Source organism: Pseudomonas sp. BIOMIG1BAC, assembly GCF_001705995.2.
In the GTDB taxonomy this organism is placed as follows: Bacteria; Pseudomonadota; Gammaproteobacteria; order Pseudomonadales; family Pseudomonadaceae; genus Aquipseudomonas; species Aquipseudomonas sessilinigenes.
This window is the reverse complement of the sequence record NZ_CP049045.1, coordinates 6,483,994-6,503,750: the sequence shown is the minus strand read 5'-3', so window position 1 is coordinate 6,503,750 and position 19,757 is coordinate 6,483,994. Positions and strand designations below refer to the sequence as shown.

General features: G+C 61.2%; 19 protein-coding genes and 1 other RNA gene. 16 read left to right on the top strand and 4 right to left on the bottom strand.

Annotated elements, in window-relative coordinates:
* Nucleotides 1-12: 12 nt before the first annotated feature.
* On the top strand, nt 13-630 hold the full coding sequence (locus ATY02_RS30190; RefSeq protein WP_068578820.1) for a glutathione S-transferase N-terminal domain-containing protein: 618 nt from the start codon (nt 13-15) through the stop codon (nt 628-630).
* A 16-nt stretch (nt 631-646) separates the two neighbouring features.
* Nucleotides 647-1,057 carry a ClpXP protease specificity-enhancing factor gene (locus ATY02_RS30185; protein ID WP_068578822.1) on the top strand — a complete coding sequence of 137 codons (411 nt, stop codon included), beginning with the start codon at nt 647-649 and terminating at the stop codon, nt 1,055-1,057.
* Between the two features lie 48 nt (nt 1,058-1,105).
* On the opposite strand, the gene ATY02_RS30180 is transcribed toward ATY02_RS30185, so the two are convergent.
* The 4 genes from ATY02_RS30180 to ATY02_RS30165 all read right to left on the bottom strand — a co-directional run bounded on the left by ATY02_RS30180 (nt 1,106) and on the right by ATY02_RS30165 (nt 4,561).
* On the bottom strand, nt 1,106-1,684 hold the full coding sequence (locus ATY02_RS30180; protein ID WP_068578825.1) for a BON domain-containing protein: 579 nt from the start codon (nt 1,682-1,684) through the stop codon (nt 1,106-1,108).
* Nucleotides 1,681-2,274 (bottom strand): phosphoheptose isomerase, encoded by a 594-nt coding sequence (locus tag ATY02_RS30175; protein ID WP_015636934.1) that lies wholly within the window; start codon nt 2,272-2,274, stop codon nt 1,681-1,683. The genes ATY02_RS30180 and ATY02_RS30175 overlap by 4 nt, the downstream gene beginning before the upstream one ends.
* A 104-nt stretch (nt 2,275-2,378) precedes the next feature.
* Nucleotides 2,379-2,750 carry a YraN family protein gene (locus ATY02_RS30170; protein ID WP_068578827.1) on the bottom strand — a complete coding sequence of 124 codons (372 nt, stop codon included), beginning with the start codon at nt 2,748-2,750 and terminating at the stop codon, nt 2,379-2,381.
* Nucleotides 2,750-4,561, bottom strand: a complete 1,812-nt coding sequence (locus tag ATY02_RS30165) for a penicillin-binding protein activator (RefSeq protein WP_068578828.1) — start codon at nt 4,559-4,561, stop codon at nt 2,750-2,752. The genes ATY02_RS30170 and ATY02_RS30165 overlap by 1 nt, the downstream gene beginning before the upstream one ends.
* A gap of 230 nt (nt 4,562-4,791) precedes the next feature.
* Between ATY02_RS30165 and rsmI the strand changes: the two genes are divergently transcribed.
* The 14 genes from rsmI to ATY02_RS30095 all read left to right on the top strand — a co-directional run bounded on the left by rsmI (nt 4,792) and on the right by ATY02_RS30095 (nt 19,753).
* The gene (rsmI, locus tag ATY02_RS30160) at nt 4,792-5,646 is read left to right on the top strand and encodes a 16S rRNA (cytidine(1402)-2'-O)-methyltransferase (RefSeq protein ID WP_164487312.1); all 855 of its coding nucleotides are present in this window, start codon (nt 4,792-4,794) and stop codon (nt 5,644-5,646) included.
* A gap of 72 nt (nt 5,647-5,718) precedes the next feature.
* Nucleotides 5,719-6,072: RNase P RNA component class A (gene rnpB / locus ATY02_RS30155), an RNA gene on the top strand.
* A 308-nt stretch (nt 6,073-6,380) separates the two neighbouring features.
* Nucleotides 6,381-6,836 carry a division/cell wall cluster transcriptional repressor MraZ gene (mraZ, locus tag ATY02_RS30150; RefSeq protein ID WP_068578830.1) on the top strand — a complete coding sequence of 152 codons (456 nt, stop codon included), beginning with the start codon at nt 6,381-6,383 and terminating at the stop codon, nt 6,834-6,836.
* Nucleotides 6,833-7,780, top strand: a complete 948-nt coding sequence (gene rsmH / locus ATY02_RS30145) for a 16S rRNA (cytosine(1402)-N(4))-methyltransferase RsmH (protein WP_068578832.1) — start codon at nt 6,833-6,835, stop codon at nt 7,778-7,780. The genes mraZ and rsmH overlap by 4 nt, the downstream gene beginning before the upstream one ends.
* On the top strand, nt 7,777-8,070 hold the full coding sequence (gene ftsL / locus ATY02_RS30140) for a cell division protein FtsL (RefSeq protein WP_003171871.1): 294 nt from the start codon (nt 7,777-7,779) through the stop codon (nt 8,068-8,070). The genes rsmH and ftsL overlap by 4 nt, the downstream gene beginning before the upstream one ends.
* Nucleotides 8,067-9,803, top strand: coding sequence for a peptidoglycan D,D-transpeptidase FtsI family protein (locus tag ATY02_RS30135; protein WP_068578834.1), 1,737 nt, complete (start codon nt 8,067-8,069; stop codon nt 9,801-9,803). The genes ftsL and ATY02_RS30135 overlap by 4 nt, the downstream gene beginning before the upstream one ends.
* Nucleotides 9,803-11,266 carry a UDP-N-acetylmuramoyl-L-alanyl-D-glutamate--2,6-diaminopimelate ligase gene (locus ATY02_RS30130; protein WP_068578836.1) on the top strand — a complete coding sequence of 488 codons (1,464 nt, stop codon included), beginning with the start codon at nt 9,803-9,805 and terminating at the stop codon, nt 11,264-11,266. The genes ATY02_RS30135 and ATY02_RS30130 overlap by 1 nt, the downstream gene beginning before the upstream one ends.
* Nucleotides 11,259-12,641, top strand: a complete 1,383-nt coding sequence (locus ATY02_RS30125) for a UDP-N-acetylmuramoyl-tripeptide--D-alanyl-D-alanine ligase (protein WP_068578838.1) — start codon at nt 11,259-11,261, stop codon at nt 12,639-12,641. Before ATY02_RS30130 ends, ATY02_RS30125 begins: the two co-directional genes overlap by 8 nt.
* Nucleotides 12,641-13,723, top strand: a complete 1,083-nt coding sequence (gene mraY / locus ATY02_RS30120; RefSeq protein WP_068578841.1) for a phospho-N-acetylmuramoyl-pentapeptide-transferase — start codon at nt 12,641-12,643, stop codon at nt 13,721-13,723. The genes ATY02_RS30125 and mraY overlap by 1 nt, the downstream gene beginning before the upstream one ends.
* Before the next feature lie 6 nt (nt 13,724-13,729).
* Nucleotides 13,730-15,076: a UDP-N-acetylmuramoyl-L-alanine--D-glutamate ligase gene (gene murD / locus ATY02_RS30115; protein WP_068578843.1), complete on the top strand. Its 1,347-nt coding sequence runs from the start codon at nt 13,730-13,732 to the stop codon at nt 15,074-15,076.
* Complete coding sequence (ftsW, locus tag ATY02_RS30110) at nt 15,073-16,290, top strand: putative lipid II flippase FtsW (RefSeq protein ID WP_068578845.1); 1,218 nt, start codon at nt 15,073-15,075, stop codon at nt 16,288-16,290. The genes murD and ftsW overlap by 4 nt, the downstream gene beginning before the upstream one ends.
* Complete coding sequence (gene murG, locus ATY02_RS30105) at nt 16,280-17,350, top strand: undecaprenyldiphospho-muramoylpentapeptide beta-N-acetylglucosaminyltransferase (protein ID WP_068578846.1); 1,071 nt, start codon at nt 16,280-16,282, stop codon at nt 17,348-17,350. The genes ftsW and murG overlap by 11 nt, the downstream gene beginning before the upstream one ends.
* Nucleotides 17,343-18,800: a UDP-N-acetylmuramate--L-alanine ligase gene (murC, locus tag ATY02_RS30100; RefSeq protein ID WP_068578847.1), complete on the top strand. Its 1,458-nt coding sequence runs from the start codon at nt 17,343-17,345 to the stop codon at nt 18,798-18,800. The genes murG and murC overlap by 8 nt, the downstream gene beginning before the upstream one ends.
* Nucleotides 18,797-19,753: a D-alanine--D-alanine ligase gene (locus ATY02_RS30095; protein ID WP_068578849.1), complete on the top strand. Its 957-nt coding sequence runs from the start codon at nt 18,797-18,799 to the stop codon at nt 19,751-19,753. Before murC ends, ATY02_RS30095 begins: the two co-directional genes overlap by 4 nt.
* Nucleotides 19,754-19,757: the final 4 nt, after the last annotated feature.

Here is a 19,757-nt window from a genome sequence, read left to right as displayed (position 1 = left end):
AGGAGGATCGCCATGGGCGTGACCAATCGGTTGGCCTGTTACTCCGACCCCGCCGACCACTATTCCCACCGGGTGCGCATCGTGCTTGCGGAGAAGGGTGTCAGCGCCGAGATCATCAGTGTGGAGGCGGGGCGTCAGCTGCCGAAACTGATCGAAGTGAATCCCTACGGGAGCTTGCCTACGCTGGTTGATCGTGACTTGGCGTTGTGGGAGTCGACGGTGGTGATGGAGTATCTGGATGAGCGTTATCCGCATCCTCCATTGTTGCCGGTCTATCCTGTGGCTCGAGCCAATAGCCGGCTGCTGATGCACCGTATCCAGCGAGATTGGTGCGGGCACGTGGATCTGATTCTTGATCCGCGAACCAAGGAGGCGGCGCGGGTCCAGGCTCGCAAGGAGTTGCGAGAAAGCCTGACGGGTGTTTCCCCGCTGTTTGCCGATAAGCCATTTTTCCTCAGTGAGGAACAAAGCCTGGTGGACTGCTGCCTACTGCCCATACTCTGGAGGTTGCCAGTCTTGGGTATCGAACTGCCGCGGCAGGCCAAGCCGCTGCTTGATTACATGGAACGCCAATTTGCGCGTGAGGCTTTCCAGGCAAGTCTGTCTGGTGTCGAACGTGATATGCGCTGAGGCTTAAGGAGCCGCTATGAACTCCAGTCGACCTTATCTGGTCCGCGCGCTTTATGAGTGGATTGTGGACAACGACTGCACCCCGCACATGCTGGTCAACTCTGATTACCCGGCGGTGCAGGTGCCCCAGGGCTTTGCCAGTGATGGGCAGATCGTCCTGAATATCTCCCCCAGTGCCGTGCGTCATTTGCACATGGATAACGATGTGGTGACCTTCGAGGGGCGCTTTGGTGGCGTGCCTCATAGCCTGCATGTACCCGTTGGTGCGATTCTTGGGATCTATGCCCGTGAAAATGGCCAGGGCATGGTCTTTGATCTGGAGTCTCCCCTTGATGATGGGGCCGATCTTGAGCCGGATGATGACCTGCCGCCAGATGATGAGCCTCCGCGCCCGAGTGGCAGGCCAAGCCTGAAAGTGGTCAAGTAATAAAAAAGGCGATCCGGTTGGATCGCCTTTTTTACGCCTGCTGGAATCTCAGTCGATGTATTCGAACAGCTTGACGATCTTTTGGACGCCAGAGACGCCCTGTACCAGGTTTGTCGCCTGGGCGGCCTCCTGCTTGGTCAGCAATCCAAGCATGTAGACGATGCCGTTTTCGGTCACCACCTTGATGCGTGAAGCTGGAACGCTGGCATCGGTCAGCATCTGGGTCTTGATCTTGGTGGTCAGCCAGCTGTCGTTCTGCCGTGCAAGGAACCCGGAGGGCGGCAGTACCTGGAGTTCATTGTGTACTTTCTTGACTCGCTGTACTTCGCTGGCGGCTTGCTCGGCCGTGGCCTTGAGGTCCTGGCGGGGTGTCTGGCCTGCCAGTAGCACGATGCCGTTGAAGCTGGTCACGACGATATGCGAGTTGTTTTCCAGGTCCGGGCTGGCTTTGGCGACATTGACCGCAACTTTGGTTTCGATCAGGGAATCATCGATCTTGCTGCCAAAGGTGCGAGTGCCGCGATCGTCATCGATGGGTTTGTCGCGGGTGGCGGTAATCACCGAGCTGCAACCAGTGATGCTCAGGCACAGGGTCAAGGCCAGGAGGCCAAGGCGATTAGGGGTCATTCTTCACTCCCGAACAATTGGCTGTCGATCAGATCGCAGAGGCAATGGATCGCCAGCAGGTGGACTTCTTGGATACGTGCGGTAACGGTGGCTGGTACGCGAATCTCGACATCTTCCGGTAGCAGCAGCGATGCCATGCCACCACCGTCACGGCCGGTCAATGCTACGACAATCATTTCACGATCATGTGCGGCCTGGATGGCCTGAATAATGTTTGCAGAGTTGCCGCTGGTAGAGATGGCCAGCAGTACGTCGCCGGGTTGGCCCAGGGCGCGGATCTGCTTGGAGAAGACTTCGTTGTAGCTGTAGTCGTTGGCAATCGAGGTGATGGTCGAGCTGTCGGTGGTCAGGGCGATGGCCGGCAAGCTGGGGCGTTCACGTTCGAAGCGGTTGAGCAGTTCGGAAGAAAAGTGCTGGGCGTCGCCAGCTGAGCCGCCGTTGCCACAGGAGAGCATCTTCCCTTCATTGAGCAGGGCGTTGACCATTACTTGGCTGGCTTGCTCGATGTGCGGTGCAAGTACGTCCATCGCCTGTTGCTTGGTGTCGATGCTGGCCTGGAAAAGCTGGCGAATTCGGGATTGCATGTCCATCTGTGTGACCTTAAGTAGCGCGGCTTGGTGGCACGTGAATGTGCAGCCCGCAAAGCAAAGAGCAAAGAAATTGGGTGAAGGTAGGCGCGGCCCTGTGATGTCTATCAGCCGTCAAAGGCATTGCGTAGCCAGTTCAGTTGGGCGTTTGAATCCGGGGTGCCGTCAATGGCGACTACATCGAAACGACAGGGGTGATTGGACCAGCGTGATTCGCTCTGCAGGAAAAGCTGCGCGGCTAGGATCAGTTTCTGGCGCTTGTGCCCATCGATGCTGCCCAGGGCGCCACCCCATTGTGTGTGTTGTCTGTAGCGGACTTCGACGAATACTACTGTATCGCCGTCAAGCATGACCAGATCAAGCTCGCCGCGCTTGCATAGCCAGTTCTGTGCCAGCAGGCGCAGCCCTTGCTGTTGGAGATGCCTGAGCGCAAGGCCTTCGGCATCTCGTCCGCGTTGTTGGCGTGATCTTTGGAGCATTAGCGCAACGTATCGGGCAGGCGGGTGACCTGACCGTTGATGAACTTGGCCCAGGGCAGCTGGCGTTCGATTCGTTGGCCGGCGGCTATGCCCAGGCTTCCGGATTCGCCTTCGATCCGGCTGTCGGGCAATGCCTTGAGCTGGCCCAGGCGTGGGGCCAGGCTGTAGGCGTCGGCGCCCATGGCGTACAGGCGGCCGAGGCTGCCTCCTGCCTGGGGCCACTGGGCTGTGACTTGACGGCGCAGTGGGCCGTTGGCATCCAGCAACCATGGCGTTTCGCAAAACATGATGCCGTTCATGTCGTTGTACTGGTTCTGGTCGCCGCTGGCGCTGAATACGGTGGAGGTGGCGTAGACAGGTACATCGCCGGCGTACTGGAAGTTCAGTGTCGGTTTGATCTGTTGTGCCTGCTGTGGAGTGGAGGCGAGGAAAATGAACTCGATGTCCTGGCGGCGCGATGGCTGGGCGGCCACTTGGCTGCCTACGGTGCTCTGCAGGCTCTTGGCCCGACCTTCGCTCTGGCGTAGCTGGAACAGGTTGGCGATCTGCTGGGCCAGTGCGACGGGTTGGTCGACGCGTTCGATACCGATCACGCTGCCGCCATTTGCTTCCCAGTCCTGGCGGAAGGCCTTGAGTACACGATCTCCCCACTCGCCTTTCGGCACCAGGACCGCCGCACGATGCAGGCCATCGGCCCGGGCGCGACGAGAGGCTTCGCGGGCCTCATCTTCTGCGGCCAGCCCGAACTGGAACAGTTGCGCAGGGCCTTGCTCGCCCTCGCCGTAGTTCAGGGCCAGGGTGGTGATTGGCAGTTGTGGGCGCGCGGCCAGCTGTTTGACCAGTGGTTTTTCCAGCGGGCCTACTACCAATTGCACGCCATCTGCCTGGGCCTTGCGATAGAACTCGTCCAGCGAGCTGATGCGCGAGCTGTCATAGAACTCGATGCTTGGTGGTTTCTGGCCAGCTTGCTGGGCGCGATAGTGAGCAGCCATGAAGCCTTCGCGCAGGGCCTTGGAGTACGAGGCCAGCGGGCCATCCTGGGGTAGCAGCAAGGCAATTTTCGACAGTGGCTGGCTGGCCAGCTCCTTGAGCTTGATCAGGGGGAGCGGTAGCTGAATGGCTGCGGGGTGCTTTGGATTCTGTGCTCGCCAGTTATCGATGGCGGTCTGTTGTTGTTCCAGGGTGCCTGCGGTCTTTACCGTCAAGGCCAGGCTCAGCCAGCCGCTGAGGTCATCGTTCCCGGCCGGTTGCAGTTGATCGGTGGGCAGGGCGGCGACCAGGGCCCAGATGGCCTCATGGTTCTTCGCTGCGGCGTCATCTTTAAGCAGGGGGGCAAGCGCTACGCGTTCCTTGGCGGCAGCCAGAGTCTGGCCATCGGCCTCGAGGGCGCGGGCGTGGATGCTGAGGGTGCGCACCTGCTGGGTTGCTGGCAGTTCGCTCAAGTGTTGCAGGCTGGGGTGGCCCAAGGCGGTCAGGGCAGCTTTGGGCTGGTTACGGGCCATGGCCAGTTCAGCTGCCAGCGTGCTGGCGAAAATCTGCTGGGCAGGTTTGAGCTGGTCCAGTTGCACTTGTTGCAGGATCTGTCCGGCGCGTCCGGCATTACCTTGACGATAAGCCAGGTCGGCGGCGCTCAGGCGCAATAGGGCAGCCTTGTCCGGGTTCTTGCTGGAGGCTGCCTCTTCGAGCAATTGCTCGATGCTGGCATCCGGTGTCCGTGGAAGTTCGCCAAGGCTGGAGGAGGGCGAGCTGGCGCAAGCCACCAAAAGGGTAGCCAGGCAGAGGGCAGTAAACAGCCGCAGGCAAGCGATCATGTAAGTGTTCCTGAATACTCGATCAAATTAACGTTGAATTGTACCCAAGCGCTGGCCGGGGCGCGATGTTACTGGTGATAAACCGTCGATTTAGCGCGTGCAGATGTTGCTGTATAGCATGGGGTCATTCGGGGGCAAGGTAATCGCCGAGCGGCTTGATGGGGCTTCAACGCGCTACAATGGATTCTTTTCCCGACCGCGAGGTGTGCGCTTTGACTGTTCCAGGTTCTATGAATTCCGTTGCTGGCTCGCTTTATGTGGTGGCGACGCCCATCGGCAACCTGGACGATATCAGTGCCCGGGCCTTGAAGTTGTTGCGAGAGGTATCGCTGATTGCCGCCGAAGATACCCGGCATTCTCAACGGTTGATGCAACACTTCGGTATCACTACGCCGTTGGCGGCTTGTCATGAGCACAACGAGCGAGATGAAGGTAGTCGCTTCATCTCGCGCCTCTTGGCGGGCGAGGATGTTGCACTCATTTCCGATGCCGGGACGCCATTGATCTCCGATCCTGGCTATCACCTGGTGCGCCAGGCTCGAGCGGCCGGGGTGACCGTGGTGCCGGTGCCGGGAGCCTGTGCATTGATTGCGGCGTTGTCTGCTGCAGGGCTGCCATCCGATCGTTTTATCTTCGAAGGGTTTCTGCCAGCCAAGGCTGCTGGGCGCCGGGCGCGCCTGGAGCAGGTTCGCGAAGAGCCTCGCACGCTGATTTTCTACGAGGCTCCTCATCGGATTCTTGAGTGCCTGGAGGATATGGAAGCGGTATTTGGTGCGCAGCGGCCTGCATTGCTGGCCCGTGAATTGACCAAGACTTTCGAGACCCTCAAGGGCTTGCCGCTTTCCGAGCTGCGCCAGTTCGTGGCATCCGACGCCAATCAGCAGCGAGGGGAGTGCGTAGTGCTGGTGGCGGGGTGGACTGCCCCGCAAGGTGAGGATGCGATCAATGCCGAAACGATGCGTATCCTGGACCTGCTGCTCAAGGAAATGCCGCTCAAGCGGGCGGCTGCGCTAGCGGCTGAAATTACCGGCGAGCGCAAGAATGTGCTCTATCAGGTCGCCCTGGAGAAACAGAAGGCGCAATAAATTGCGTAGCAGAGTGGCCAAAGGCTTTTATTGCTTGTCCTTGGGCGGCTCTGCCGTTAACCTGCGCGGCGGAGAGTCGATTGGACAGTCGCTGCCCTCTATGAAAATTAGAGGGGGGAGGAAAGTCCGGGCTCCATAGGGCGGAGTGCCAGGTAATGCCTGGGGGGCGTGAGCCTACGGAAAGTGCCACAGAAAATAACCGCCTAAGCACTTCGGTGCCGGTAAGGGTGAAAAGGTGCGGTAAGAGCGCACCGCACGTCTGGTAACAGTTCGTGGCTAGGTAAACCCCACTCGGAGCAAGACCAAATAGGGTTCCAAGGCGTGGCCCGCGCTGGAACCGGGTAGGTTGCTAAAGATGTCCAGTGATGGCCATCGTAGAGGAATGACTGTCCTCGACAGAACCCGGCTTACAGATCGACTCTCCACCTTTTCCTTCCCTGCTTGATTCAATAGCAGAAGCGTTCCTGTAATACCGAAAAATTCTTACTCTTAATAAATTACTTTAACTTTGAGCGACAGCTTCTTGAGTTGTCTGAAGTTAATGCTTTGAAATGCCCTTCGAATTCTCGTTACCCCTCCTCTAAGTCTCCTAAATCTCCGTTCTATAAGGGTTTTCCGTCGCCGCGTGCCTTGACGGTGGTGTGGGCGCATTCCTATAGTGTGCGCAAGTGGCGGAAAGTGGCATGAAGTGGGTTTTTTGAGCGCAAAACGCTAAAATTTGGAGAAACGCTGACGTGTTTCGCGGAGCTAACGCTATCAGTCTCGATGCCAAAGGCCGGCTAGCCATGCCCAGCCGGTATCGTGACGAGCTCGTTTCGCGAAGTTCCGGGCAGTTAATCGTCACCATCGATGCCGTTGATCCTTGTTTGTGTGTTTATCCACTCGATGAGTGGGAGCTGATTGAAACCAAGCTGCGTGCACTGCCTTCGCTTCGCGAAGAAAACCGTCGCCTGCAGCGTTTGCTGATTGGTAATGCCGTCGATCTCGAACTCGATGGCAGTGGTCGTTTTCTGGTGCCACCGCGCCTGCGTGAATATGCCCATTTGGATAAGCGCGCGATGTTGGTGGGCCAACTGAACAAGTTCCAACTATGGGACGAGGATGCCTGGAATGCTGTTTCTGCAGCGGACCTGGCGGCTATTCAACAACCGGGCGCGATGCCTGATGAACTGCGTGATTTGATCCTGTGACTATTGATAGCGGCTTTAACCACATCACCGTACTGCTTGACGAAGCCGTCGAGGCTCTCGCGGTACGTCCTGATGGCTGCTATTTGGATGGCACGTTCGGTCGTGGCGGACATAGCCGCTTGATTCTCAGCAAGCTTGGTCCGGGAGGGCGGCTCCTCGGATTTGACAAAGATCCCCAAGCGATTGCCACCGGGCAAGCGCTAGCGGCCGAAGACGGCCGCTTTGTCGTTGTGCAGCGCAGTTTTGCCGAGCTGGGTTCCGAGGTTGCCAGTCGTGGCCTGGATGGCAAGGTCAGCGGTGTTCTGCTGGACCTGGGCGTGTCTTCGCCGCAGTTGGACGACCCTGAGCGCGGTTTCAGTTTTCTCAATGACGGTCCGCTGGACATGCGCATGGATCCGACCCGGGGTATCAGCGCTGCCGAGTTCATCGCGACCGCCCCGGTAGAAGAGATTGCCCGCGTATTCAAGGAATATGGCGAGGAGCGTTTTTCCGGGCGCATGGCCCGGGCCGTGGTCGAGCGTCGTGAGGTCCAGCCTTTTGAGCGCACTGCCGACCTGGCTGAAGTGCTCAAGGTGGCCAACCCGGCTTGGGAAAAGGGCAAGAACCCGGCGACCCGCGCGTTCCAGGGCCTGCGTATCCACGTGAACAACGAACTGGGCGACCTCGAGACCGGCCTGGAAGCTGCGCTGGAGTCCCTGGAAGTAGGTGGGCGTCTGGTGGTGATCAGTTTCCATTCCCTGGAAGATCGCATCGTCAAGCTTTTCATGCGTCGCCTGGTCAAGGGCGAGGCTGACAACTTGCCACGCAACCTGCCGGTGCGCTTCGAAGCCTTCCAGCCAAAAATCAAGATTCATGGCAAAGCGCAGTTCGCCTCCGAGGCCGAACTCAAAGCCAATCCCCGTGCCCGTAGCGCCGTCATGCGTGTCGCGGAGAAGCTGCGGTGAGCAAGCTTTTTGCCAAGCCACTCCCAGGCGGAAGCTTTTTCATGCTCCTGCTATTCATAGGCGTTCTGGTCTCCGCGATTGCGGTGTCCTACAGCGCCCACTGGAATCGCCAGTTGCTCAATACGCTGTACGGCGAGCTGAGTGTGCGCGACAAGGCGCAGGCCGAGTGGGGCCGGCTGATCCTGGAGCAAAGCACCTGGACCGCCCATAGCCGGATCGAAGTGCTGGCTACCGAGCAACTGAAGATGCATATCCCCGGCGCAGCCGAAGTTCGAATGGTGGCGCCATGAAGCTCGAAGGTGCGCTCTATCCCTGGCGTTTTCGCGTGGTGCTGGGCTTGCTCGCGGTCATGGTGTCGGCGATCGCCTGGCGCATCATCGACCTGCAGGTGATCGATCGCGATTTCCTCAAAGGCCAGGGCGATGCCCGTAGCGTGCGGCATATTCCCATCCCTGCGCACCGTGGCCTGATCACCGATCGCAATGGCGAACCCCTGGCGGTAAGTACGCCGGTGACCACCCTGTGGGCCAATGCCAAGGAAATGCAATTGGCCAAGGACCGCTGGCCTGCCCTGGCCATGGCCCTGGGCCAGGACCCGAAGGCGTTGACCGAGCGTCTTGAAGCCCAGGCCAACAAGGAATTCATCTACCTGGTCCGGGGCTTGACTCCGGAGCAGGGCCAGGCCGTGCTCGACCTCAAGGTCCCGGGGGTCTATGGCATTGAGGAGTTCCGGCGTTTCTACCCGGCCGGTGAAGTGACTGCACATATGGTGGGCTTCACCGACATCGACGATCGTGGCCGCGAAGGTGTCGAGCTGGCCTATGACGAATGGCTGGCCGGAGTGCCTGGCAAGCGCCAGGTGATCAAGGACCGGCGTGGCCGGCTGATCAAGGACGTGCAGGTGACCAAGAACGCCAAGGCCGGCAAGCCCTTGGCGTTGTCGATCGACCTGCGCTTGCAATACCTGGCCAACCGCGAGCTGCGCAATGCCATCGTCGAAAACGGCGCCAAGGCCGGTAGCCTGGTGATCATGGACGTCAAGACCGGCGAGATCCTGGCCATGGTCAACCAGCCGACCTACAACCCGAACAATCGCCGTAACCTGCAGCCGGCGATGATGCGCAACCGGGCGATGATCGATGTGTTCGAGCCCGGCTCGACCATGAAGGCCATCTCCATGAGCGCCGCGCTGGAAACCGGGCGCTGGAAACCCAGCGATACCGTCGAGGTCTACCCGGGCACCCTGCAACTGGGCAAGTACACCATCCGCGACGTATCCAAGACCGAAGGCCCGATCCTCGACCTGACCGGCATCCTGATCAACTCCAGTAACGTGGGCATGAGCAAGATCGCCTTCGATATCGGTGGCGAAACCATTTTCCGCCTGGCGCAGAAGATTGGCCTGGGCCAGGACACCGGCCTGGGCTTTCCGGGCGAGCGCGTTGGCAATCTCCCCAACTATCGCGAGTGGCGCAAGGCCGAGACCGCCACGCTGTCTTATGGCTACGGCATCTCGGTGACAGCGATCCAGTTGGTGCACGCGTTTTCCGCGCTGGCCAACAACGGGCGTATCGCTCCGCTGACATTGATCAAGTCCGACAAGGCGCCGCAAACCGCCCAGGTGATCCCGGAGAAAGTCGCCAAGACCATGCAGGGCATGCTCCAGCAAGTGATCGAGGCCCCTCGCGGGGTGTTCCGTGCCCAGGTTCCGGCCTATCACGTAGCAGGCAAGAGTGGTACGGCGCGCAAGACTTCGGTGGGTACCAAGGGCTATGCCGAGAACTCCTACCGCTCGCTGTTTGCAGGCTTCGGCCCCATGAGCGATCCGCGCTACGCCATCGTCGTGGTCATCGACGAGCCGAGCAAGGCCGGTTACTTCGGTGGCCTGGTATCGGCTCCGGTATTTAGCAAAGTAATGTCCGGCACCCTGCGCCTGATGAACATCACTCCGGATAACCTGCCGACCACGCAGCAAGCCAACGCCACCGGTACCCCGGTGCGAGCCAATGGAGGGCGCGGCTAATGTCTCTTAGCCTGAACAAGATTTTTGCCCACGCCGGTCGCGATCTGCTGATTCGCGAGCTGACCCTGGACAGTCGCAATGTCCGTGCCGGTGACCTGTTCCTGGCTGTGCCTGGCGCCAAGTTCGATGGTCGCGCGCATATTGCAGACGCCTTGCAGCGTGGTGCGGCCGCCGTGGCATATGAAGTGGACGGTGCCACTGTCCTGCCCCTGACCGATGTGCCGTTGATTCCGGTCAAGGGCCTGGCGGCACAGTTGTCGGACATCGCCGGACGTTTTTATGGTGAGCCCAGCCGGCAGTTGAACCTGGTGGGCGTGACCGGTACCAATGGCAAGACCAGTGTCACCCAGTTGGTTGCCCAGGCCCTGGACCTGCTCGGTCAGCGTTGTGGCCTGGTTGGCACCCTGGGTACCGGTTTCTATGGCGCGTTGGAAAGTGGCCTGCATACCACGCCCAATCCTATCGCCGTCCAGGCAACCCTGGCTGACCTGAAGAATGCCGGGGCCAAAGCCGTGGCCATGGAAGTCTCTTCCCATGGCCTGGATCAGGGGCGCGTGGCGGCCCTGGCCTTCGATGTGGCGGTGCTCACCAACCTGTCCCGCGATCACCTGGACTATCACGGCACCATGGAGGCTTATGGTGCCGCCAAGGCCAAGTTGTTCAATTGGACCGACCTGCGTTGCCGGGTGCTTAACCTCGATGACGACTTCGGCCGGCAATTGGCCCTCGAGCCACATGAGTCGAGGCTGATCACTTACAGCCTCGAGGATCCTGCCGCCCACCTGTATTGCCGCGAAGCCCGCTTTGATGACGACGGGGTGCGTGCCACGTTGGTGACGCCACAAGGTGAGCATCATCTGCGCAGCAGCCTGCTGGGTCGTTTCAACCTGAGCAATGTGCTGGCTGCGGTGGGTGCGCTGCTTGGCCTTGAATATGCCCTGGATGAAATCCTTGCGGTGCTGCCCAAGCTGGAAGGACCTGCCGGGCGCATGCAGCGCTTGGGCGGTGGTATCCAGCCGTTGGTGGTAGTCGACTACGCCCACACCCCGGATGCCCTGGAAAAGGTATTGCTGGCCCTGCGCCCACATGCCAAGGGCCGCCTGCTGTGCCTGTTTGGTTGTGGTGGCGATCGCGACCGTGGCAAGCGTCCATTGATGGCCGAAGTGGTCGAGCGCCTGGCCGATGGCGTGCTGGTCACCGATGACAACCCGCGTAGCGAAGACCCCATGCAGATCTTCAACGATATTCGCGCCGGCTTCGCTGCTGCCGAGCAGGTGGAGTTCCTTGCCGGTCGCGGGCCGGCGATTGCTCACCTGATCGCCTCCGCATCTGCTGATGACGTCGTGGTCCTGGCAGGCAAGGGGCACGAGGACTATCAGGAAATCAATGGTCAGCGCCACGCTTTTTCCGATCTCGTCGAGGCGGGTAAAGCCCTGAGTGCATGGGAGGTGGCGGATGCTTAAGGCCCTGTCGCTCAGCGAAATTTCTGCGCCATTGGACGCCCGCCTGATTGCGGGCGATGCCCGTTTTAGCGGGGTGAGCATCGATAGCCGGGCGATCCAGGCCGGGCAATTGTTCGTTGCCCTGACCGGTCCACGATTCGATGGTCACGATTATCTGAATGAAGTTGCCGGCAAAGGCGCCGTGGCGGCATTGGTCGAGCGCGAGATTCCCGATAGCACGCTGCCGCAGTTGTTGGTCAAGGATACTCGCCTGGCCCTGGGGCAGTTGGGGGCGCTCAATCGTGCGGCTTTCGCCAACCCCGTGGCGGCCGTTACCGGTTCCAGTGGCAAGACCACGGTCAAGGAAATGCTTGCGAGCATCCTGCGTACCCGTGGTCCGGTGCTGGCAACCCGCGGCAACCTGAATAATGACCTGGGGGCGCCCCTGACCCTGCTGGAACTGGCTGCGGAACATACCGCCGCAGTCATTGAGCTGGGCGCCTCGCGCATAGGTGAAATCGCCTACACCGTGGCCATGACCCGCCCTCACGTGGCGATTCTCAACAATGCCGGTACCGCCCACGTTGGCGAGTTCGGCGGTCCGGAGAAGATCGTCGAGGCCAAGGGCGAGATCATCGAGGGGCTCGATGCTTCCGGCATTGCCGTATTGAACCTGGATGACAAGGCATTTTCGATCTGGAAGGCCCGTGCTGCCGGGCGCCAAGTCCTGAGTTTTGCCATGACCAACAGTGCAGCGGATTTCTACGCCTCGGATATAGGCCGCGATGCCCGTGGTTGCCCGTTCTTCACCCTGCATGGGCCCGCAGGCAGCGAGCAGATCCAATTGAATCTGCTGGGGAGCCATAACGTCGCCAATGCCCTGGCCGCTGCAGCGGCTGCCCACGCCATGGGCGTGTCGTTGTTCGGCATCGCTACCGGCCTGAACGCAGTGCAACCGGTCAAGGGTCGTACTGTCGCCCAGTTGGCCAGGAACGGCATGCGGGTGATCGATGACACTTACAACGCAAACCCCACCTCAATGTGCGCTGCCGTTGATATACTCGCCGGCTTTTCCGGCCGCACCGTCCTGGTGCTCGGAGATATCGGCGAGTTGGGCGAGTGGGCGGAGCAGGGGCACCGCGAAGTAGGTGCATATGCCGCAGGCAAGGTTTCGGCCCTCTATGCCGTAGGCCCGATGATGGCGCATGCCGTCGCCGCCTTTGGCGAACATGCGCGCCATTTCACCAGCCAGGCTGACCTGATCGCAGCCCTGGGCGGCGAACAAGATCCAAACACCACCATTTTGATCAAGGGATCGCGTAGCGCGGCGATGGAAAACATCGTTGCGGCCCTGTGTGGTTCCCATCTTCAAGAAAAAGACGGAGTGAAACATTAATGCTGCTGCTGCTAGCGGAGTACCTGCAACAGTTCTACAAAGGCTTCGCGGTCTTCCAGTACCTGACCCTGCGCGGGATCCTCGGGGTACTGACCGCATTGTCTTTGTCACTGTGCCTGGGTCCGTGGATGATCCGTACCCTGCAGAACCGGCAGATTGGCCAGGCCGTACGCAACGACGGCCCGCAGTCTCACCTGTCCAAGTCCGGCACGCCAACCATGGGCGGCGCGCTGATTCTTTCGGCCATCGGCGTCAGCACCCTGCTGTGGGCTGACCTGCGCAACCACTATGTCTGGGTGGTCCTGCTGGTGACCCTGTCCTTCGGTGCCATCGGTTGGGTCGATGACTATCGCAAGGTGATCGAGAAGAACTCTCGCGGGCTGCCTAGCCGCTGGAAGTATTTCTGGCAGTCGGTGTTCGGCCTGGCGGCAGCGATCTTCCTTTATATGACGGCGCAGAGCCCGGTGGAAACCACGCTGCTGATCCCGATGCTCAAGGATGTGAGTATTCCCCTGGGGGTTGGCTTCGTGGTCCTGACCTATTTCGTCATCGTCGGCTCGAGCAACGCGGTCAACCTGACCGACGGTCTCGATGGCCTGGCGATCATGCCGACGGTAATGGTCGGCGGCGCCCTGGGTATCTTCTGCTACCTGTCGGGTAACGTGAAATTCGCTGAATACCTGTTGATTCCCTACGTGCCAGGGGCGGGTGAGCTGATTGTCTTCTGTGGCGCGCTGATCGGTGCGGGCCTGGGCTTCCTCTGGTTCAACACCTATCCGGCGCAGGTCTTCATGGGCGACGTCGGTGCGCTGGCCCTGGGCGCGGCCCTGGGCACCATCGCGGTGATCGTGCGCCAGGAAATCGTGCTGTTCATCATGGGCGGCGTGTTCGTGATGGAAACCCTGTCCGTGGTGATCCAGGTGGCTTCGTTCAAGCTGACCGGCAAACGCGTGTTCCGCATGGCGCCGATCCATCACCACTTTGAACTCAAGGGCTGGCCCGAGCCACGTGTGATCGTCCGTTTCTGGATTATCACCGTGATCCTGGTGCTGATCGGCCTTGCCACCCTGAAACTGAGGTAGAAACGAGTGTCCCTGATCGCTTCTGACCACTTCCGCATCGTCGTCGGCCTCGGCAAGAGCGGCATGTCCCTGGTTCGCTTCCTGGCGAGCCGGGGCGTTGCTTTTGCAGTGGCCGACACGCGGGAAAATCCACCTGAGCTCGCCACGCTGCGCCGTGACTACCCGCAGGTGGAAGTGCGTTGTGGCGAGCTGGATGTCGATTTCCTGTGCCGTGCCGACGAACTTTACGTCAGTCCCGGCCTGGCCCTGGCAACTCCGGCCCTGCAGGCCGCCGCTGCCCGTGGCGTGAAGCTCTCCGGCGATATCGAACTGTTCGCGCGTAACGCGAAAGCCCCGATCGTCGCCATCAGCGGTTCCAATGCCAAGAGCACGGTGACCACCCTGGTAGGTGAAATGGCCGCCGCTGCAGGCAAGCGTGTGGCTGTGGGCGGTAACCTCGGCACACCCGCCCTGGATCTGCTCGACGACGACATCGAGTTGTATGTCATGGAGTTGTCCAGCTTCCAGTTGGAGACCACTGACCAGCTCGGTGCCGAAGTAGCCACCGTGCTGAACATCAGCGAAGACCACATGGACCGCTACAGTGGCCTGCCCGCGTATCACCTGGCCAAGCACCGGATCTTCCGTGGTGCCCGGCAAGTGGTGTTCAACCGCCAGGACGCCCTGACCCGGCCGTTGGTGGGTGAGGGCCTGCCGTGCTGGAGCTTTGGCCTGGGAGCGCCCGACTTCAAGGCCTTTGGCCTGCGCGAGGAGAATGGCGAGAAGTACCTGGCTTTCGAGTTCCAGAACCTGATGCCGGTGCGCGAGCTGAAGATCCGCGGCGCCCATAACCAGTCCAACGCCCTGGCGGCACTGGCCCTGGGGCATGCGGTGGGCCTGCCGTTCGATGCCATGCTGGCGGCCTTGCGCACCTTTGCCGGCCTCGAGCACCGTTGCCAATGGGTTCGCGACCTGGATGGCGTGGGCTACTACAACGACTCCAAGGCCACCAATGTGGGGGCTGCTCTGGCGGCCATCGAAGGCCTGGGTGCGGATATCGATGGAAACATCGTGCTGATCGCCGGTGGCGATGGCAAGGGCGCCGACTTCAAGGACCTGCGTGACCCTGTGGCGGCCAACTGCCGCGCAGTGATCCTGATGGGGCGTGACTCGGAGCAGATAGGCGAGGCCATCGGTGAGGGCGTGCCGCTGATTCGTGTCGGCTCGCTGCTCGAAGCCGTGCAGCAGTGCCGTTCGACCGCACGACCAGGGGACGTGGTGCTGCTGTCGCCCGCGTGCGCCAGTTTCGACATGTTCAAGAACTATGAGGACCGTGGTCACCAGTTCGTCCACATCGTGGAGGCGCTGGCATGAACCTGAGGAACATCATCAAGCCGTATCCATCGCCGATTATCACGGGACGTGGCGTCGACCTCGATTTCCCGATGCTCGCCGGTTGCCTGACGCTGCTCGGCCTGGGGCTGATCATGATCGCTTCGGCATCCACCGAAGTGGCGGCGGCCCAGTCCGGCAGCGCGCTGTACTACATGATCCGGCACCTGATCTACATCCTGCTGGGCCTGGGGGCGTGCATCGTCACCATGATGATCCCGATCGCCACCTGGCAGCGCCTGGGGTGGATGATGCTGATCGGTGCATTCGGCCTGTTGGTGATGGTGATCATCCCGGGCATCGGCCGTGAAGTGAACGGTTCGATGCGCTGGATCGGCTTCAGTTTCTTCAACGTCCAGCCATCGGAGATCGCCAAGGTCTTCGTGGTGATCTACCTCGCCGGCTATCTGGTGCGCCGGCAGAAGGAAGTACGCGAAAGCTGGATGGGCTTCTTCAAGCCATTCATCGTGCTGTTGCCAATGGCCGGCCTGCTGCTGATGGAGCCGGACTTCGGCGCCACCGTGGTAATGATGGGGGCCGCGGCCGCGATGCTGTTCCTTGGCGGCGTCGGGCTGTTCCGGTTCTCCTTGATGGTGGTGCTGGCGGTGGCGGCGGTGGTGCTGTTGATCCAGATGCAGCCCTACCGGATGGCGCGTTTGACCAACTTCGCCGACCCGTGGGCCGACCAGTTCGGCGCCGGCTACCAGCTGTCCCAGGCGCTGATCGCCTTTGGACGGGGCGAGTGGCTGGGCGTAGGCCTGGGCAACAGCGTGCAGAAACAGTTCTACCTGCCTGAGGCGCATACCGACTTCGTGTTCTCGGTGCTGGCCGAGGAGCTGGGCGCCGTGGGGTCGCTGTGCACCGTGGCCCTGTTCGGTTTCGTCTGTATCCGTGGCATGTACATCGGCCTGTGGGCGGAGAAGGCCCGGCAGTTCTTTGCTGCCTATGTCGCCTATGGTTTGTCGTTCCTGTGGATCGGCCAGTTCCTGATCAACATCGGGGTGAACGTCGGCCTGTTGCCGACCAAGGGGCTGACCTTGCCGTTCCTCAGTTATGGCGGCAGTTCCCTGGTGATCTGCTGCGCCTGCCTTGGCTTGTTGCTGCGTATCGAATGGGAGAGCAGGACCCATCTGGGCAGCGAAGAGATGGAGTTCAACGAAAGTGACTTTGCCGAGGAGCCGAACCATGGGCGCTAACGTGCTGATCATGGCGGGCGGCACCGGTGGCCACGTGTTCCCGGCGCTGGCCTGTGCCCGCGAGTTCCAGGCGCGCGGCTACACCGTGCACTGGCTGGGCACGCCCCGGGGTATCGAGAACGAGCTGGTTCCAGCAGCAGGCCTGCCGTTGCACTTGATCAACGTCACCGGGCTGCGCGGCAAGGGCAAGTTGTCGTTGCTCAAGGCACCTTTCGTGCTGTTGAAGGCGGTACTCCAGGCGCGGCGCATCATTCGCCAGCTCAAGCCGGTTTGCGTACTGGGTTTTGGTGGTTATGTGACCGGGCCCGGCGGTGTCGCTGCCAGATTGTCCTCGGTGCCCGTCGTCGTTCACGAGCAGAACGCAGTTGCCGGTACCGCCAATCGGCTGCTGGTGCCGTTGGCCGCCCGAGTCTGCGAAGCTTTCCCGGACACCTTCGGGGCCTCCGGTAGCCGCCGCACCACGGGCAATCCGGTACGCACCGAGCTGTTCCTCGATACACCGCGCGAGGCCCTGGCCGGACGCAAGGCGCGTTTGCTGATCCTGGGCGGAAGCCTGGGCGCAGAGCCGTTGAACAAGCTGTTGCCGGAAGCCCTGGCACAGGTCGCCCCCGAGCTACGCCCGGAGGTGTTCCACCAGGCTGGCAAAAACCACGATGAAGTCACTGCAGAGCGTTATCGCGCCGTTGGCGTCGAGGCTCAGGTGCAGCCCTTTATCAAAGACATGGCCCAAGCCTATGGCTGGGCCGACCTGGTGGTCTGTCGCGCAGGTGCGTTGACCGTCAGCGAACTGGCTGCTGCCGGTCTGCCCTCGATGCTGGTGCCTCTGCCCCATGCGATCGACGATCACCAGACTCGCAATGCCGAATATTTGGCTCGTGAAGGCGCTGCTTTCCTGATGCCGCAAAGAACGACTGGTGCAGCGGACCTTGCCGCTCGCCTGACAGAGGTTTTGATGCAACCAGAACGACTCGACAACATGGCCCGGGCCGCACGCCGCCTGGCCAAACCCGAAGCGACCCAGGACGTGGTGAAGATCTGCCTGGAGGTGGCCCATGGTTGAGAATCAAAAAGCCATGCCGCAACCGGAGATGCGCCGTATCCGCCGTATCCACTTCGTCGGTATTGGCGGCGTGGGCATGTGCGGGATCGCCGAGGTGTTGATGAACCTCGGCTATCAGGTCTCCGGCTCCGACCTCAAGTCGTCGGCCGTTACCGAGCGCCTGGAGTCCTTCGGTGCCCAGATCTTTATCGGCCACCGTGCCGAGAATGCCGCCAATGCCGACGTACTGGTGGTGTCCAGCGCGGTCAATACCTCGAACCCTGAGGTCGCCACGGCCCTGGAGCGGCGTATTCCGGTGGTGCCACGGGCAGAAATGCTCGCTGAGCTGATGCGTTACCGCCACGGTGTAGCCGTGGCCGGTACCCATGGCAAGACCACCACCACCAGCCTGCTGGCCTCGGTATTCGCCGCAGGTGGCCTGGACCCGACCTTCGTCATCGGTGGCCGGCTCAATGCCGCAGGTACCAATGCGCAGCTGGGCACCAGCCGCTACCTGATCGCTGAAGCCGACGAAAGCGATGCCAGTTTCCTGCACCTGCAGCCGCTGGTGGCCGTGGTGACCAACATCGACGCCGACCACATGGCGACCTATGACGGCGACTTCAACAAGCTGAAGAAGACTTTCGTCGACTTCCTGCACAACCTGCCGTTCTACGGGCTGGCGGTGATGTGCCTGGACGATCCGGTGGTCCGCGAGATCCTGCCGCAGGTCAAGCGTCCTACCGTGACCTACGGCTTCAACGAAGAAGCCGACGTGCGGGCGATCAATGTTCGCCAGCAAGGCATGCAGACGTTCTTTACCGTGCTGCGCCGCGACCGCGAGCCGTTGGACGTGTCGGTGAACATGCCGGGCAACCACAACGTCCTCAACTCCCTGGCGACCATCGCCATTGCCACCGATGAAGGCATCAGCGATGAAGCCATCGTCCAGGGCCTGTCGGGCTTCCAGGGTGTGGGTCGACGCTTCCAGGTGTACGGCGAGCTGCCGGTGGAAGGTGGCAACGTGATGCTGGTGGACGACTATGGGCACCACCCGACCGAGGTCGCCGCGGTGATCAAGGCCGTCCGTGGTGGTTGGCCGGAGCGCCGCCTGGTGATGGTCTACCAGCCGCACCGTTTCAGCCGTACCCGTGACCTGTATGACGACTTCGTGCAGGTCCTGGCCGATGCCAACGTGTTGCTGTTGATGGAGGTCTATCCGGCCGGCGAAGAGCCGATCCCCGGTGCCGACAGTCGCCAGCTGTGCCATAGCATCCGTCAGCGTGGCCAACTGGACCCGATCTACATCGAGCGTGGCGTCGACCTGGCGCCGGTGGTCAAGCCGCTGCTGCGTGCTGGCGATATCCTGCTGTGCCAAGGAGCCGGCGATATCGGCGGCCTGGCGCCCAAGCTGCTCGCCAGCCCGTTGTTCGAAGGTGCCGTGGCGGCTGGCAAGGGGGCATTGAAATGACTGCTGCCTACGCCAACCTGTTCTCCACCGTAGCGCCGGCCGATTTTGGTCGCGTGGCCGTGCTGTATGGCGGCAAGAGCGCCGAGCGCGAGGTTTCGCTGAAGTCCGGCAAGGCCGTGCTCGAAGCCCTGCAAAGCGGCGGTGTGGATGCGTTCGGCATCGACGTCGGCGACGACCTGTTGCAGCGCTTGCTGAACGAGAAGATCGATCGCGCCTTCATCATCCTCCACGGTCGTGGTGGTGAGGACGGCAGCATGCAGGGCCTGCTGGAGTGCCTGGGGATCCCCTACACCGGCAGTGGCATCCTCGCCTCGGCCCTGGCCATGGACAAGTTGCGGACCAAGCAGGTCTGGCACAGCCTGGGCATTCCGACTCCACGCCATGCGGTGCTGAGCTCTGAAAGCGACTGTATTTGCGCAGTGGCGGAACTGGGCATGCCTTTGATCGTCAAACCGGCCCATGAAGGCTCCAGTATCGGTATGGCCAAGGTGACCACCAGCTCCGAATTGATCGAGGCATGGAAGGCGGCCAGTACCTATGATTCGCAAGTGTTGGTCGAGCAATGGATCCAGGGTCCGGAGTTCACCATCGCGACCCTGCGTGGCCAGGTCCTGCCCCCTATTGCCCTGGGTACTCCCCATACTTTCTACGACTACGACGCCAAGTACCTGGCATCCGATACCCAGTACCGGATCCCTTGTGGCCTGGATGCCGACAAAGAGCAGGAACTGATGGAGCTCACGGCCAAGGCCTGCGAGGCGCTCGGTATCGCCGGTTGGGCGCGGGCCGATGTGATGCAGGATGCCCAGGGGCAGTTCTGGTTCCTGGAAGTGAATACCGCTCCAGGCATGACCGATCACAGTCTGGTGCCGATGGCCGCCCGCGCGGCCGGTCTGGATTTCCAGCAGCTGGTATTGGCCATCCTGGCAGCCAGTCTTGAGGCGCGAGGTTAAGTCC

What these genes read in the sequence shown, in the direction of transcription:
- ftsW (WP_068578845.1), top strand. Translation starts at nt 15,073, where the DNA reads ATGAACCTGAGGAACATCATCAAGCCGTATCCATCGCCGATTATCACG.
- ATY02_RS30170 (WP_068578827.1), bottom strand. Translation starts at nt 2,750, where the DNA reads ATGCTCCAAAGATCACGCCAACAACGCGGACGAGATGCCGAAGGCCTT.
- ATY02_RS30190 (WP_068578820.1), top strand. Translation starts at nt 13, where the DNA reads ATGGGCGTGACCAATCGGTTGGCCTGTTACTCCGACCCCGCCGACCAC.
- ATY02_RS30135 (WP_068578834.1), top strand. Translation starts at nt 8,067, where the DNA reads ATGAAGCTCGAAGGTGCGCTCTATCCCTGGCGTTTTCGCGTGGTGCTG.
- ATY02_RS30180 (WP_068578825.1), bottom strand. Translation starts at nt 1,684, where the DNA reads ATGACCCCTAATCGCCTTGGCCTCCTGGCCTTGACCCTGTGCCTGAGC.
- ATY02_RS30095 (WP_068578849.1), top strand. Translation starts at nt 18,797, where the DNA reads ATGACTGCTGCCTACGCCAACCTGTTCTCCACCGTAGCGCCGGCCGAT.
- mraY (WP_068578841.1), top strand. Translation starts at nt 12,641, where the DNA reads ATGCTGCTGCTGCTAGCGGAGTACCTGCAACAGTTCTACAAAGGCTTC.
- ATY02_RS30125 (WP_068578838.1), top strand. Translation starts at nt 11,259, where the DNA reads ATGCTTAAGGCCCTGTCGCTCAGCGAAATTTCTGCGCCATTGGACGCC.
- ATY02_RS30175 (WP_015636934.1), bottom strand. Translation starts at nt 2,274, where the DNA reads ATGGACATGCAATCCCGAATTCGCCAGCTTTTCCAGGCCAGCATCGAC.
- ATY02_RS30130 (WP_068578836.1), top strand. Translation starts at nt 9,803, where the DNA reads ATGTCTCTTAGCCTGAACAAGATTTTTGCCCACGCCGGTCGCGATCTG.
- murG (WP_068578846.1), top strand. Translation starts at nt 16,280, where the DNA reads ATGGGCGCTAACGTGCTGATCATGGCGGGCGGCACCGGTGGCCACGTG.
- ATY02_RS30165 (WP_068578828.1), bottom strand. Translation starts at nt 4,561, where the DNA reads ATGATCGCTTGCCTGCGGCTGTTTACTGCCCTCTGCCTGGCTACCCTT.
- murC (WP_068578847.1), top strand. Translation starts at nt 17,343, where the DNA reads ATGGTTGAGAATCAAAAAGCCATGCCGCAACCGGAGATGCGCCGTATC.
- ATY02_RS30185 (WP_068578822.1), top strand. Translation starts at nt 647, where the DNA reads ATGAACTCCAGTCGACCTTATCTGGTCCGCGCGCTTTATGAGTGGATT.
- rsmI (WP_164487312.1), top strand. Translation starts at nt 4,792, where the DNA reads ATGAATTCCGTTGCTGGCTCGCTTTATGTGGTGGCGACGCCCATCGGC.